Here is a 13562-nt window from a genome sequence, read left to right as displayed (position 1 = left end):
CCCAGAGACATCGCCCTCCGGCGAAACCGGGCGTTCCCCGCTCTGAGCAACAAGTGGTGTCAGCTCCCAGGTACAAGACCAGGTGCCGAAGAAGAACCGGTCATTGGACATTCTGCGTGTGCGTCACGGGTTCGTCGTCATGTGTCAGATCTGCGACCACTTCCGCCAAGCCGACAAGGCCGTTGCGGAGCCACGGGAGCGTGATGCCTCGACGTCGGTGGTCCAGGCGGAAGGCTTGTTCGAACTCGATTTGGGTGGTGCCGGTGAGGTGCGTGACCTTGCGTTCGGTCTCCGGTCGCTGTGCCAGGGAGATGATCAGCTTCGTGAACCTGGCGACCTGGGGGTAGTTGGCGGTCCGGTGGAAGCGCTGGGACCGGATGAGGTCGAAGCGGTCCGGGAGGGTCTTGGAGTCCGGCCGGTAGATGCGCGCAAGCACGGAATCCCGGTCGCCACGGATTAACGCTCGTCGGTCCATCTCTCGCCAGAACCGCTGGCAGTGGCGGAAGGCGGTTCCCAGAGCGAACGTCCCGTGCCGACGTTCCAGCCGGTCAAGGAGGCGCTGGGCGCGGACGACTTCTGGAGCGTGGGAGAGGTCGATCTGCTCGAAGACGTTTGCGCGACCGCAGCTGAGCCGGCGCCGGTGACGGATGCAGACGTTGTCGTGAAGCCCGCGGAGGTAGACCTGGATGGGCTGGCCGTTGTTGCCGGAGCGCTCGCTGCAGAGATCGCAGGCGGCGCGCGTGTTGAAGATGAAGACGTCGGACGGAGTGACGATGTCGGGTGCGTGGGACCGCAGTTCGGGAAGTGCCCAAAGCAGGGTCGTGCGGGGCTGGCCGCTGAGTATTTCCAGCCGTTCGAGTTCGTTGAGGGGCATTGGAGCCAGCGTGAGGGGTTGCGCATGGTGCGGAACTCGGTCTGGTTCGCGGCGGCGAGACGGTTGCGGTAGGAGTCGAGGGTCTCGTTCGCGAACGGAGGACCGGATGCGGCAACGGACGCAGCATGGTCGGGACGAAGGGCAGCGAGGTGACCGGGGCGGGCCCTCGGCGTCGGCCGTTCATCCGGCTGCCCTTCCGCGCCGGGCTTCGCCGCGGAAGGCCCTTTCACCGGCGTGGCCGACGTGGATCGTGTCGAGCTGGCGGCGGGTGATGCGCTCGCTGCCGTCAAGGATCGCGGAGATGGCGGCGGCCCGGATCAGGTGGGAGAGGCTTCCGATCATGCCGCCGGTGCGCTGGTGGAGGTAGGGGTGCAGGCCGGCGAGGGTCTCGGCCTTGTGCTGGTGGAGCCGGAGCGTGGCCTCCATCGTCGCCACCAGACCTTCCCACTCGGAGTTGAGCGGGAACGGCCCGGTGTGCAGGAGCGTGCACCGGCCGGCGATCTGGTCACCTCGGATGCCGGTGAACAGCCCGGAGTGTTCGACGTCGATCCCCGCATGGATGAAGGTCGCGGGCAGGTGCTCGGTGAAGTACTTGAGACTGTCCGACAGCTCCTCGCCGGCGGTGGCGGCCAGGTTCATCAGATGGATCTCGTCGACCAGGACCAGGTCGGTGCGGGCCTCAATGAGGACCTGGCAGACGGCGCTGGTGATGTCGACGGTGTTGTGCCGGGGAGAGATCACCGGCAGGCCGAGGAACCGGGCGAACTCGATGGCGAGCTTGCGGGGCGAGCCCTTGGGCGGCGCCGTGACGTAGACGACCGGGACCCGCCTGGTCATGAAGACCGGGACAGCCTCAACTGTACGGAGACAGGACACTGCGAGTCGCACGGCGGCAACCGGGTGGCGTGGCGCACTTTTGCAAGCGGGTGCTTGCAATAGTTAGCGGGATGCGGCACCGTGGAGGCATGGCATCGCTCAACGTCGGCAATCTCGGTGACTACCTGCGCGAGCAGCGGCGCAACGCGCAGCTGTCGTTGCGGCAGCTCGCCGATGCCGCCGGGGTGTCCAATCCGTATCTGAGCCAGATCGAGCGCGGGCTGCGCAAGCCGAGCGCGGAGGTGCTGCAGCAGGTCGCCAAGGCCCTGCGGATCTCCGCCGAGACGCTGTACGTGCGGGCCGGCATCCTCGACGCCGAGCGGGACCGGGACGAGGTGGAGACGCGTGCCGTCATCCTCGCCGACCCGACGCTGAACGAGCGGCAGAAGCAGGTGCTGCTCCAGATTTACGAGTCCTTCCGCAAGGAGAACGGATTCGGGACCGGCGACGGCCCCGACGGCTCCGGCGACGGCGCCGCTGGCGTCGAGGTCGTGGTCGCTGAAGGCGCGGCGGACGCGGACGGGGACGTCCCGGACGGCGGCACCGAGATACGCAGACGGACCCGCACGGCCGACGGCAGCCGGCCCGCCGGGGACCGTACCCCCGAGGAGAACGGCGGTGCGTCGGCCGCCCGCCGCACCCGCAAGGAATCCGGCGGTACGTCCGCCACCCGCCGCACCCGCGAGAACACCGGCGGTACGCCCGCCACCCGCCGGAGCCGCAAGGCCACCGGCGGCAATGACACCGACCCGCAGCAGACGGCCGGCTAGCCGGACCAGGGCACCGGCCGCTCCGCTGCGGATCACACCACCCTCAGCCGAACCCTCAAGCGAGAAAGAATCCGGGAGGACCCTCACCATGGCCATCACCGACGACCTGCGCAAGACCCTCAGCAACCCGACCCCGCTCTACTTCGCGGCAGGCACTGCCGACCTCGCCCTCCAGCAGGCCAAGAAGGTGCCGGCACTCGTGGAGCAGCTGCGGGCCGAGGCTCCGGCGCGGATCGACGCCGTACGCAACACCGACACCAAGGCCGTCCAGGAGAAGGCGTCCGCCCGGGCCAAGGAGGCCTCCGCCCGCGTCAAGGAGACGCAGGAGACCCTGCAGACCAAGGTCACGGGGTTCATCGGCTCCCTCGACGCCGACTTCAAGAAGCTCGGCAGCAACCTCGACGCCGACCTGAAGAAGTTCGGCGAGAACGCCCAGGACTTCGCGCTGCGCGGGGTCGGCGTGGCCGCCGAGTACGCAGTCAAGGCCCGGGAGACCTACGAGAAGGTCGCCGAGCACGGCGAGCAGGCCGTGCGGACCTGGCGCGGCGAGGCCGCCGAGGGCATCGAGGACGTCGCCGAGGGCGTCGAGGAGCTGGCGGTGGCCGTCGAGCCGAAGCCCGAGCCGGTCGAGGTCAAGGAGGAGCCGGCGAAGCCCGCCGGTACCAAGGCCCAGGCCGCCCCGGCGAAGAAGGCGCCGGCCGCCAGGAAGGCTCCGGCGCGCAAGCCCGTCGCCAAGAAGACGCCGCCGGCGAAGTAGGCACGGAGGCTGACGCGGGCCGGGCACCCTGGGGTGTCCGGCCCGTTGTACGGGTACGGTGACCGCGTAGGGACGAGCCGAGTCTGGTGGTGGACGTTGTGATGATGCAGGGCTTCGCAGGGTTTATGTGGCTTCTGAGCATGGCCCTGATCATTTTCAGCGGCTTCGCTCTGTTCGACGCCGCCGTGCGACGGGAGGACGCGTACCGCGCGGCCGACAAGAAGACCAAGCCGTTCTGGCTGATCATCCTCGGTCTGGCCTTCGTGGTGAACCTGCTCTTCCCGATCCTGTCGTTCCTGCCGATCATCGGGCTCATCGCGACGATCGTGTACATGGTCGATGTCCGCCCGGCCATCCGCGCGCTCCCCGGTGGCGGCCGCAGCCGGCGCGGCTCCAGCAGCGACGGCCCGTACGGCCCCTGGAACGGCGGCCGGTAAGCCACCCCGGCAAGCCACCTTCGGCAGCGCGCTGGATCCCGGGCTACGGCGCCCTACAGCACCTGGACCAGCTACAGCACCGGGACCAGCTACAGCACCGGGACCAACTACAGCACCCGGTCCAGCTACGGCACCCGGTCCAGCAGCAGTACCGCCACGTCGTCCGTCAGTTCGCCACCATTGAGGTCGCGCACCTCGTTCACCGCCGCCCGCAGCAGCCGCTCGCCCCGCAGGCCCTCGGCGAACTGGCGGCGGATCATCTCGGTCATGCCGTCCTGGCCGAGCCGCTCCCGGCCCTGGCCGATGTGGCCCTCGATCAGGCCGTCGGTGTAGAGCATCAGGCTCCACTCGGCACCCAGCTCCACCTGCATGCGCGGCCAGCGGGCACCCGGCAGCAGCCCGAGGGCCGGGCCGTTGTTGTCGTAGGGCAGCAGACGGGCCGGTTTGCCGGGGCGGGCCAGCAGCGGCGAGGGGTGGCCCGCCAGGCACAGGCCGGCGCGGCGGCCGTCGGGCGCGATGTCCACCGTGCACAGCGTCGCGAAGATCTCGTCGTCGGCCCGCTCGTGCTCCAGCACCTGCTGCAACGTGCCCAGCAGTTGGTCGCCGCACAGGCCCGCCAGCGTCAGCGCGCGCCACGCGATCCGCAGCTCCACCCCGAGGGCGGCCTCGTCCGGGCCGTGGCCGCACACGTCACCGATCATCGCGTGCACGGTGCCGTCCGGGGTGCGGACGACGTCGTAGAAGTCACCGCCGAGCAAGGCGCGCGAGCGGCCCGGCCGGTAGCGGGCGGCGAACCTCAGCGGAGAGCCCTCCAACAGCGGGGTCGGCAGCAGACCGCGCTCCAGACGGCGGTTCTCCTGGGCCCGCAGGCGGCCCTCGGCGAGCCGTCGCTCGGCCGACTCGGAACGCTTGCGCTCCACCGCGTAGCGGATCGCACGGCTCAGCAGCCGGCCGTCCAGCTCGTCGCGGAACAGATAGTCCTGGGCGCCCACGCGCACCGCCTCCGTGCCGCGCTCGGCGTCGCCCGACGCGGTCAGCGCCAGGACGGCATGCCGGGGCGCGAGCTCCAGCACGTGCCTGAGCACGGCGAGCTCGTCCTCGGAGTCGCTGTGGCCGGGCGCCGGCAGCGCGAGGTCCAGCAGGATGCAGTGGACGTCGTCGGTCAGCAGCCGCCCGGCCTCGGTCAGATTGCGGGCCGTGCGGACGCGGATCGGCTTGCCTGCCTGGTCGAGCATGTCCGGCACGATCGGCGAACCGGCCGGGTCGTCCTCGATCAGCAGCAGGGTCAGATTGGTGTGGGCGGTGTGGTTCTCCACCTTCTCCGTGCTGTTCCCGGCGGTGTCCGGCGTGCGCGGGGCAGCGGCCGAGGTGTCCTTGACGGTGTCCTCGGCGGAGCCCCCACACGGGGACGCGGCCTGCGCCTGACCACTTTCCACGGCCGGGATCGCTCTCTGCCGCGGTATGGGTACGGGCATTTCTTGGGTTCCTTCCCTCCCCCGAGGGCATGGCGGGGGCGAGGGACCTCGACCCACCGACGGGGACCATAGCGGGTGTCGGCGCCGCATTGGAATGGTGTGAGCCACGCCGCTGCGCCATCGGCCAGTGTCATATGCCGCGATATGTACCGCAGTTGGACAGGCCGGAGATGCTGCGGAGATGACGAACGTCACGCCGACACTCCGTTTGCCGGGGGCCCGGCGTGCGGTGGGTCACGTGGGCCGGGTCACCAAAGGTCCCCGATGCCCCATATGTTCACCCGGCGTCGGTGCCGGGATCCGGCCGTACCACCCCGAGGATAGGCATGGATCCCGCTCCCGCGACGGTGATGTCCCGCCCGGGCCGCGGGGCGTGCACCATCGCCCCGTCGCCGATGTACATCGCGACATGACTGGCGTCGTCGAAGTAGATGATGAGGTCGCCGGGCCGCATGTCCTGGACGTCGATGTGCCGCAGCTGCTTCCACTGCTCCTGCGAGGTGCGCGGTATGCCCCGGCCGGCGGATATCCAGGCCTGTGAGGTCAGCCCGGAGCAGTCGTAGGTCTTCGGGCCCTCGGCGCCCCACTGGTACGGCTTGCCGATCTGGGCCGTGGCGTATTCGATGGCCTTCTTGCCCTGCTCGGTCGCCTTGCCGCTGATCTCGTCGAGGACGCCGGAGCCGAGCCAGGCGGACTGCGCCTTGGTCGCGGCCGCCTTCTCCAGCTCGGCGAGGCGCTTCTGCTCGTCCTTCCGCAGCTCGGACTCGACCTTCTCCGCCTGCTTGATCTGCTTCTCGATCTTCTTCTGCGCGGCGGCCTTGGCCTTGCGGCCCGCCTCCAGCTTCTTCCACTGCGCGGAGGCGTCCTCGGCGTACTGCTTCAGGTCCTCCTGGGTGCGCGTCAGTTCACCGATCAGACCCTTGGCCGCGTGCTGCCCCTGGCGGACCCGGACCGCTCCTTCGAGGAACTGCTGCGGGTCGTCGCTGAGCGTCAGATGTGCCTCGGGCGGCAGTCCGCCCCCGCGGTACTGCGCGGCGGCCGAGGCACCGGCGCGGTCCTTCAGCTTGGCCAGCTTCTCCTTGCCCTTGACGATCTTCTTGGCCAGTTCGGCGATCTCGGCGGACTGCTTGTCCGCCTTCTCCTCGGCGGCGTTGTACTCGTCGGTGGCACGGCCCGCGGCGCGATAGAGCCTGTCGAGCTTCTTGCGGACGGCCTCGAGGTCCTTGCTGGGGCCGGGCGTCGGGCTCGCGCTGGGAGTCGGCTCCGGGCCGGGGCTCGCGAACGCAGTGCCCGGTGCCGCCAGCACGCTGATCGCGCAGACCACGGTCACAGCCGTCGCGATCAGGCCACGCTTGCCCGTTCCCATACCTCGGCCCCCAACTGATTAACCGTCAGTAACATCCGGTTCGTCTGGGGATGCTGCCATGACGACGCCCAAAGCGACAGAGGTAGTGCTTCCCGCCGCCCCCTCACCGGTATGCCCCCGGCATCACGATCTCCCCGCCTGTGTGACGAACGACTCAAAGAGATCGTTCCCGGCGTGCCGTGCCGTGCCGTGCCGTGCCGTGCCGTGCCGTGCCGTGCCGTGCCGTGCCGTGTCGTGCCGTGCCGACGGGAGGTGCCGGAGGTCAGTGGCCCCGCGGGGCCAACGCCTCCCACCGCACCGTCACTTCGCCCTGCCGCCACCGCACCGGCCCGTCCGCCACCGGCCAGTCCGCCGTCAAGTCCCGTACCGTCCGGATCCACCGCTGGCGGGCGCCGTAGGAGGCGTAGGGCGCGGCGGCCGCCCAGGCGCGGTCGAAGTCGCGCAGGAAGGCGTGCACCGGCTCGCCCGGGACATTGCGGTGGATGAGTGCCTTCGGCAGGCGTTCCGCCAGGTCCGAGGGGCGCTCCAGGGAGCCCAGCCGGGTCGCGAAGGTGACCGTGCGCGGCCCCTCCGGGCCGAGCGCGACCCACACGTGCCGCCGCCCGATCTCGTCACAGGTCCCCTCGACGAGCAGTCCGCCGCGCGCACCGGTGGCCGGGTCGGCCGGTGCGAGCCGCCCGCACAGGCGCTCCCACACGGCCTCGACCTCGCCCTCCTCGTACTGCCGCAGCACGTTCGCCGCCCGGACGAGCAGGGGCCGCTGAGGTACCGGAATCTCGAAGCCGCCGTGCCGGAACACGAGCCCGGCCCGCTCGTACGGCAGCGCCGCCGCTACCCGGGCGGGCTCGATCTCGACGCCCACCACGCGCGCGCGTGGCGCGACCGTACGCAGGCGATGCAGCAGCTCGACGGCCGTCCAGGGGGCGGCGCCGTAGCCGAGGTCGACCGTCACGGGGTCGGCGGCACGGCGCAGCTCCGCCCCGTGGGTGGCCGCGATCCAGCGGTCCATACGGCGCAGGCGGTTGGGGTTGGTCGTCCCGCGCGTCACCGTGCCCACGATGCGGGGGCGGGACGCTGCGCGGGATGTCATGCGTACGAGGGTATGCGGCCTTCAGAAGCAGCCCCCGGGTGTCCTCAGGCGCCGGCCCCGTACGTCCCGAACTCCGGAACTCCGGTCGACTCGAAGACATGCACCGACAGACCACCCGGCGTCGTCCGATGGTCCGTGAGCCGCAGCCCGGCCGGTGCCCCGCCGTCCGGGAAGAGGCGACGGCCCTGCCCCACCACGACCGGGGCGATCGCCAGCCGCAGCGTGTCCACCAGCCCGGCGGCCAGCAGGGACTGCGCGAGCCGGGCGCTGCCGTGGATCTGGATCTCCCGGCCGGGCAGCCGCTTCAGCTCCGCCACCTGGGCGGGGACGTCGCCGGAAAGGATCGTGGTCGGGTTCCAGCCGGCCGTGGTCAGGCTGTGGGAGGCGACGTACTTCGGCAGGCCGTTCAGCACGGCGGCGGCGGGATGGTCGGTCATCGTCGGCCAGTCCCGGGCGAAGTTCTGGTAGGTGCGGCGGCCGAGCAGCAGCGCGTCCGCCTCACCGAGCCAGGTGCCGACCAGCTGTTCGAACTCCTCGTCCAGATGCGGTACGAACCAGCCGCCCCGCTCGAAGCCGTCGCTGGTGTCCTCGTCCGGGGCGCCCGGCCCTGGGAGACACCGTCGAGCGTCAGGAACTCCTGCACCACGAGCTTCATCGTGACCCTCTCCTCTCCTCAGTGCGTCAGATCGGTGCGTCAGATCGGTGCGTCAGATCAGTGAGTCAGATCAGTAAGTCAGACGCCCCGGGACACGGAAACTCATCGGCCCGGCGTCCCCTTCGAAGGAGGAGCCGTCAGTCCTGGCGGACGATGTTCCTGCCCGGCCCGCCGGAGAGCGTGTCCGCGCCGGGGCCGCCGTACAGCTCGTCGTCGCCGCTGTTGCCCCAGATCCGGTCGGCGCCGCTGTTCCCGTGCAGGATGTCGTTGCCCCTGCCGCCGTAGATCTCGTCGTCTCCGGCCCCGCCGTACACCGTGTCGTCACCGTCGTCGGCGCGCACGATCTGGTCACCGGCGCCGCCGTGCAGGATGTCGTCGCCCGCGCCACCGTCCACGATCTCGCCGTCGACGCCCGCGTAGAGGGTGTCGTCTCCGGCCCCGCCGCCGGCGTATCCCAGCGCGCCCGCCCTGATGGTGTCGGCGCCCGCGCCGCCCCGTACCGACGTGCCGTCGACGCGGCTGCCGGTGGCGCCGGTCCACCGGTCGTCGCCGTCGCCCAGCTCTACGGTGTTGAAGTAGTAGACCTGGTCGGTGGCGTTGTCGAAGGAGGCGGTGTCGGCGCCGTCGCCGAGGTCCATCTCCATGGAGTTGAGCGGGGACTGGCTCTCGGGGGCCTCGACCGTGCAGGAGATCTTGGTGAGGTCCGCGTTGTCGGGGTGGCCGCAACCGGCCCCGGCGCTGATCGGGACGACATCGTCGATCACATAGGTGAACCGGGAGCGGTCGCCGGTGTACGACTGGGTGATGGCCACCTTGTTGGCCTGCCCGGGGCGGCCGTGTAGGTGAGGTGCCAGCCGTACTCGTTCACCGAGGCGGTGGCGGCTGTCGGCTCCGCGGCCCAGGCCGGGCCCGCAAGGGCGACCGGGACGGCCAGGACCGTGCCGAGAAGGGGCGTCAGAAGCGTCGCCGCGCGTAACGTACGGCGGCCGATGAGGCGAGAGGGCATCGCATAACCTCCGTGAGGCGGTGGTCGATCCTTTCGTTGGTTGTGACCCGTGGGGCGGAAGCCCGGTTGACCGCGGAACCGGAATCGACAGCCTTTTCACGACGCGGACGACGCCCGTGACCTGCGATTTCCGATCGAGTTCACCTGCTGGTCACGCCCCCGGGCCCGGCGGACGCGGGGAGCCATTCGGCTCTCGAAAGTCTCGGACGGTTGAGCGGTGACCGGTAATGATTCGGTAAAAGTCGCGAACAACGAATCGAACGGGGAAATGGAGTGCCCCCTTCCGGTGTTACCTCCCTGCAGGGCACAGCGCGTCCTGCGTGAGGCATGCCCGGAGCGAGGAGGAACGCCACGTGAGCCAGTACATCGGCAGGCTCGGGCGGCGCTCCGCGTCCGCGCCCGCGCGCCTGAGGCTGCACCGCAGGCCCCGCCGGGTCGCCATGCTCTCCGTGCACACCTCCCCGCTCCACCAGCCGGGCACCGGTGACGCCGGCGGCATGAACGTCTACATCGTGGAGCTCGCGCAGCGCCTCGCCGCGCAGGGCGTCGAGGTCGAGATCTTCACGCGCGCGACCGCCGCCGCCCTCCCGCCGACCGTCGAGCTGGCCCCCGGCGTCCTCGTCCGGCACATCGACGCCGGCCCCTACGAGGGCCTCAACAAGGAGGACCTCCCCGCCCAGCTCTGCGCCTTCACCCACGGCGTCATGCAGGCCTGGGCAGGCCACCGCCCCGGCCACTACGACCTGGTCCACTCCCACTACTGGCTCTCCGGCCATGTGGGCTGGCTCGCCGCCCAGCGCTGGGGCGTCCCCCTGGTGCATGCCATGCACACCATGGCCAAGGTCAAGAACGCCAACCTGGCCGACGGCGACAGCCCCGAGCCGGCCGCCCGCGTCATCGGCGAGACCCAGATCGTCACCGCTGCCGACCGCCTCATCGCCAACACCACCGAAGAAGCCGACGACCTGGCCCGGCACTACGCGGCCGACCTGGACAAGCTCGCGGTGGTCCACCCCGGCGTGAACCTGACCCGCTTCTCGCCCGCCGACGGCCGCGCCGCCGCCCGCGCCCGTCTCGGCCTCCCCCAGGACGCCCTGATCCCGCTCTTCGCGGGCCGCATCCAGCCCCTGAAGGCCCCCGACGTGCTGCTGCGGGCCGTCGCAGTCCTCCTCGACGAGCGCCCCGAACTGCGCTCGCGCATCCTCGTCCCCGTCGTCGGCGGCCCCAGCGGCAGCGGCCTCGCCAAGCCCGAGGGCCTGCAGAAGCTCGCCGCCCGCCTCGGCATCGCGGACGTCGTACGGTTCCGCCCGCCGGTCGGCCAGGAGCAGCTCGCGGACTGGTTCCGCGCCGCCTCCCTCCTGGTCATGCCCTCCTACAGCGAGTCCTTCGGCCTGGTCGCCATAGAGGCCCAGGCGGCGGGCACTCCGGTGCTCGCGGCGGCGGTCGGCGGCCTGCCGGTGGCCGTGGACGACGGACACACCGGCTTCCTCGTGCGCGGCCACGACCCCGCCGACTACGCGCGCGTGCTGCGCGACTTCGCCGACGACCCGCAACTCGCGCCCCGCATGGGCGCGCAGGCCGCCCGCCACGCCCAGTCCTTCGGCTGGGACACCGCGGCCGCCGCCACGGCGGACGTCTACACGGCCGCCATGCAGGCGCACCGCCGTCGCGTACGCTCGCACCATGGGTGAAACCGGTCAGGAACAGCGTGCGGCCCAGGTCATCGAGGGTGTGCTGAAGGACGCCGACCTGGAGTGGGAGAGCCCCGAGCCCGGCACCTACGTCGCCCAGCTCCCCGGCACCCGCAAACTCAAGACCACCCTCTCCCTGATCGTCGGCCGCCACTCCCTCTCCCTGAACGCCTTCGTCATCCGCCACCCCGACGAGAACGAACCGGCCGTCCACCGCTGGCTGCTGGAACGCAACCTCAAGCTCTACGGCGTGAGTTACGCCGTCGACCAGCACGGCGACGTCTACGTCACCGGCCGCGTCTCCCTGTCCGCCGTCACCCCCGACGAGCTCGACCGCCTGCTCGGCCAGGTCCTGGAAGCATCCGACGGCAGCTTCAACACCCTGCTGGAGCTGGGCTTCGCCTCGGCGATCCGCAAGGAGTACGAGTGGCGGGTGTCCCGGGGTGAGTCGACGCGCAACCTGGACGCGTTCGCGCACCTGACGCGACGCCCGGAGCGCTAGGCCCCTCAGGGCGCCGCTCGGTACCGCCCGGGCGGTACCCCCACCAGCCTCCGGAAGTGCCGGGTGAGGTGCGACTGGTCGTAGAACCCGGTCGCCACCGCCACCTCACTCGGCGTCTGTCCCTCCAGCAGCAGTCGCCGGGCGCGGCCCACACGCAGGGACGTCAGGTACTGGTGCGGGGCGATGCCGTAGGCGGCACTGAACGCCCGTACGAGATGGGCCGGATGGGCGCCGACGAGCCCGGCCGCCTCCTTGAGCCCGATCCCCCCGGCGACCCGCTCGTCCAGCAACTCGCGCAGCCGCCGCGCGAGCACGGGATCGGCCGGCCGGGATGCGGCGAGGTCGCCCCGCAGATGACCGCGCAACCGCTCCCCGACGAACATCAGCCTGCTCTCGGCCTCCAGCTCCTCACCGGGCCGCGTCAGCGTGCCGTGCAACTGCCCGACGCGCCGCCGCAACAGAGGGTCGCGCAGGTCGGGCCGGTCGACGGCGGCCCCGATGAGCTCGTCCCCGAGATACGTCCCGTCGAGGTACAGCACCCGCTTGCGGAACCCCTCCGCGGTGACGGGGGAGCCGTTGTGCGGCACATGCGGCGGCAGCAGCGACACGGTGTCGTGCGGCGTGCCGTGCTCGTGCCGGTCGAGGTCGTACCGCACGGCACCGGTGTCGACGATCAGCAGCGTCCAGGCCTCGTGGACGTGCATCGGATACGCGTACTCGGTGAACCGCGCGTGGAAGACCTCGACGACACCCGGTACGCCGGGCCGCCAGGCGGAGACGATCCGGGCGGGCTGTGAGGCCATGCAAAGAACGTACAAGACGCGGTCGGGGTCCGGCGGGCACGTTCAGATCATGAACACCGAACCATCCCCGGAGCCGATCCGCTTCGACACGAAGATCGCCGTGCTGCTGCGCGAGGACCTGGAGCAGTGGCAGCGCCTGAACGTCACATCGTTCCTGGTCAGCGGCCTGGGAACGCAACTGGCCGAGGTGATCGGCGAACCGTACGAGGACGCGGACGGCGTGCCCTACCTCCCCATGTTCCGCCAGCCGGTCATGGTCTTCGAGGCCACGAAGGAAACCCTGACCACGGCCCACACCAGGGCCCTGTCCCGCTCCCTCCCTCGCGCGATCTTCACGTCCGACCTGTTCGCGACGGGCAACGACCGCGACAACCGCGCGGCGGTGCGAGCGGTGCCGACAGCGGACCTGGACCTGGTCGGCCTCTTGGTCCACGGCCCGAAGAACGCGGTGGACAAGGTGGTGAAGGGCGCCCGGATGCATCCGTGAGACCAAAGTCGGAGGCACATAGACCAACGGCTGATGACAGGACGGACGGCCCGTCCCGAGACTCTGTCTCATGGAGGAAGCCAAGAAGGTCCGCAGGGGAGTCGAACTCGCGGAATCGACATGGGTCATCGTGCTCTTCTGCGTCGGCTGCGGTGCCGCCGCGGGCGCCCTGCTCCCTCTCCTCGCCCGCTGGTTGCTGACGCTCCCGTGGGCACCGCTGGAGGGCCCGGCCGAACTCCTCACCTCGATCCCGGAACCCGCCCTCACCCTCGGCACGGTCGCGGTGGGCGCACTCGCCGGCCTGCTGCTGGGCTTCACCGCCGTGCATGAGTCCCTGTCGGTGAGCATCTCCGCCACACATCTGACCCTCACCATCAGGGAGAGCACGCGGGAGTTCGCCCGCGAGGAGATCGCGGTGCTGTTCAGGGACGGAAAGCACCTGGTGGCGCTGGCCCCGGACGGTATGGAACTGGCCCGGGAGCACTGCGGCCTGCCCTGGCCCCGACTGACCGGGACCCTCGCGGCACACGGCTACCCCTGGGCGGAAGAGGACCCGCACCGCGCCGACTACCGCCGCTGGGTCCCCGGCACGCCGGGCCTGCCCGAGGGTGCCGACGCCCTGCTCAGAGCACGCGCGCAGGCCCGCAAGAACTCGGAAGACGCCGACGACGCCCGGGAGCTGCGCGGTGAACTCCTCCGGCTCGGCGTGGTCGTACGGGACGAGGAGAAGCGGCAGTACTGGCGGCCGGCGCGACGGAGCTGACGCGCAGGCG

At 70.8% G+C, this 13562-nt stretch carries 14 protein-coding genes and 1 pseudogene; 7 read left to right on the top strand and 8 right to left on the bottom strand.

The annotated features are described in order from the left end of the window. Window positions 1-100: 100 nt before the first annotated feature. The gene (locus tag ACQEV8_RS20015) at window positions 101-874 is read right to left on the bottom strand and encodes a hypothetical protein (protein ID WP_432962082.1); all 774 of its coding nucleotides are present in this window, start codon (window positions 872-874) and stop codon (window positions 101-103) included. Window positions 875-1054: 180 nt separating this feature from the next. After that, window positions 1055-1711, bottom strand: coding sequence for an ATP-binding protein (locus tag ACQEV8_RS20010; RefSeq protein ID WP_432962080.1), 657 nt, complete (start codon window positions 1709-1711; stop codon window positions 1055-1057). A gap of 128 nt (window positions 1712-1839) precedes the next feature. On the opposite strand from ACQEV8_RS20010, the gene ACQEV8_RS20005 reads away from it, so the two are divergent. From ACQEV8_RS20005 to ACQEV8_RS19995, 3 genes are all read left to right on the top strand, one after another. Then, window positions 1840-2520 (top strand): helix-turn-helix domain-containing protein, encoded by a 681-nt coding sequence (locus ACQEV8_RS20005; protein WP_432962078.1) that lies wholly within the window; start codon window positions 1840-1842, stop codon window positions 2518-2520. Window positions 2521-2608: 88 nt separating this feature from the next. Further along, window positions 2609-3277 carry a hypothetical protein gene (locus ACQEV8_RS20000; protein ID WP_432962076.1) on the top strand — a complete coding sequence of 223 codons (669 nt, stop codon included), beginning with the start codon at window positions 2609-2611 and terminating at the stop codon, window positions 3275-3277. A gap of 104 nt (window positions 3278-3381) precedes the next feature. After that, a complete protein-coding gene (locus ACQEV8_RS19995; RefSeq protein WP_432972833.1) occupies window positions 3382-3714 on the top strand; it encodes a DUF2516 family protein in 333 nt (110 codons plus the stop codon). Window positions 3715-3839: 125 nt separating this feature from the next. Here the strand turns inward: ACQEV8_RS19995 and ACQEV8_RS19990 are convergent, their stop codons facing one another. The 5 genes and pseudogenes from ACQEV8_RS19990 to ACQEV8_RS19970 form a co-directional block, all read right to left on the bottom strand. Then, window positions 3840-5189 carry a PP2C family protein-serine/threonine phosphatase gene (locus ACQEV8_RS19990; RefSeq protein WP_432962074.1) on the bottom strand — a complete coding sequence of 450 codons (1350 nt, stop codon included), beginning with the start codon at window positions 5187-5189 and terminating at the stop codon, window positions 3840-3842. Window positions 5190-5466: 277 nt separating this feature from the next. Continuing rightward, complete coding sequence (locus ACQEV8_RS19985; RefSeq protein WP_432962072.1) at window positions 5467-6555, bottom strand: NlpC/P60 family protein; 1089 nt, start codon at window positions 6553-6555, stop codon at window positions 5467-5469. Between the two features lie 262 nt (window positions 6556-6817). After that, a complete protein-coding gene (locus ACQEV8_RS19980; RefSeq protein ID WP_432962070.1) occupies window positions 6818-7645 on the bottom strand; it encodes a class I SAM-dependent methyltransferase in 828 nt (275 codons plus the stop codon). Window positions 7646-7689: 44 nt separating this feature from the next. Next, window positions 7690-8300, bottom strand: a pseudogene (locus ACQEV8_RS19975) (dihydrofolate reductase family protein). Window positions 8301-8437: 137 nt separating this feature from the next. Beyond that, window positions 8438-9112 carry a calcium-binding protein gene (locus tag ACQEV8_RS19970; RefSeq protein ID WP_432962068.1) on the bottom strand — a complete coding sequence of 225 codons (675 nt, stop codon included), beginning with the start codon at window positions 9110-9112 and terminating at the stop codon, window positions 8438-8440. A gap of 547 nt (window positions 9113-9659) precedes the next feature. Between ACQEV8_RS19970 and mshA the strand changes: the two genes are divergently transcribed. Both mshA and ACQEV8_RS19960 read left to right on the top strand, forming a co-directional pair. Further along, window positions 9660-10997: a D-inositol-3-phosphate glycosyltransferase gene (mshA, locus tag ACQEV8_RS19965; RefSeq protein ID WP_432962066.1), complete on the top strand. Its 1338-nt coding sequence runs from the start codon at window positions 9660-9662 to the stop codon at window positions 10995-10997. Then, complete coding sequence (locus tag ACQEV8_RS19960; protein ID WP_432962064.1) at window positions 10990-11499, top strand: YbjN domain-containing protein; 510 nt, start codon at window positions 10990-10992, stop codon at window positions 11497-11499. The genes mshA and ACQEV8_RS19960 overlap by 8 nt, the downstream gene beginning before the upstream one ends. 5 nt (window positions 11500-11504) lie before the next feature. Here the strand turns inward: ACQEV8_RS19960 and ACQEV8_RS19955 are convergent, their stop codons facing one another. Next, on the bottom strand, window positions 11505-12302 hold the full coding sequence (locus ACQEV8_RS19955) for an AraC family transcriptional regulator (RefSeq protein ID WP_432962061.1): 798 nt from the start codon (window positions 12300-12302) through the stop codon (window positions 11505-11507). A gap of 49 nt (window positions 12303-12351) precedes the next feature. Between ACQEV8_RS19955 and ACQEV8_RS19950 the strand changes: the two genes are divergently transcribed. Next, window positions 12352-12789 carry a DUF2000 family protein gene (locus ACQEV8_RS19950; RefSeq protein WP_432962058.1) on the top strand — a complete coding sequence of 146 codons (438 nt, stop codon included), beginning with the start codon at window positions 12352-12354 and terminating at the stop codon, window positions 12787-12789. Between the two features lie 70 nt (window positions 12790-12859). After that, window positions 12860-13552 carry a YqeB family protein gene (locus ACQEV8_RS19945; RefSeq protein WP_432962056.1) on the top strand — a complete coding sequence of 231 codons (693 nt, stop codon included), beginning with the start codon at window positions 12860-12862 and terminating at the stop codon, window positions 13550-13552. The last annotated feature ends 10 nt before the right edge of the window (window positions 13553-13562 follow it).

The sequence above is a fragment of the Streptomyces sp. CA-179760 genome, assembly GCF_050937045.1.
In the GTDB taxonomy this organism is placed as follows: Bacteria; Actinomycetota; Actinomycetes; order Streptomycetales; family Streptomycetaceae; genus Streptomyces.
The sequence above is the reverse complement of the archived record's forward strand: the minus strand, read 5'-3'. Positions and strand labels throughout refer to the sequence as shown.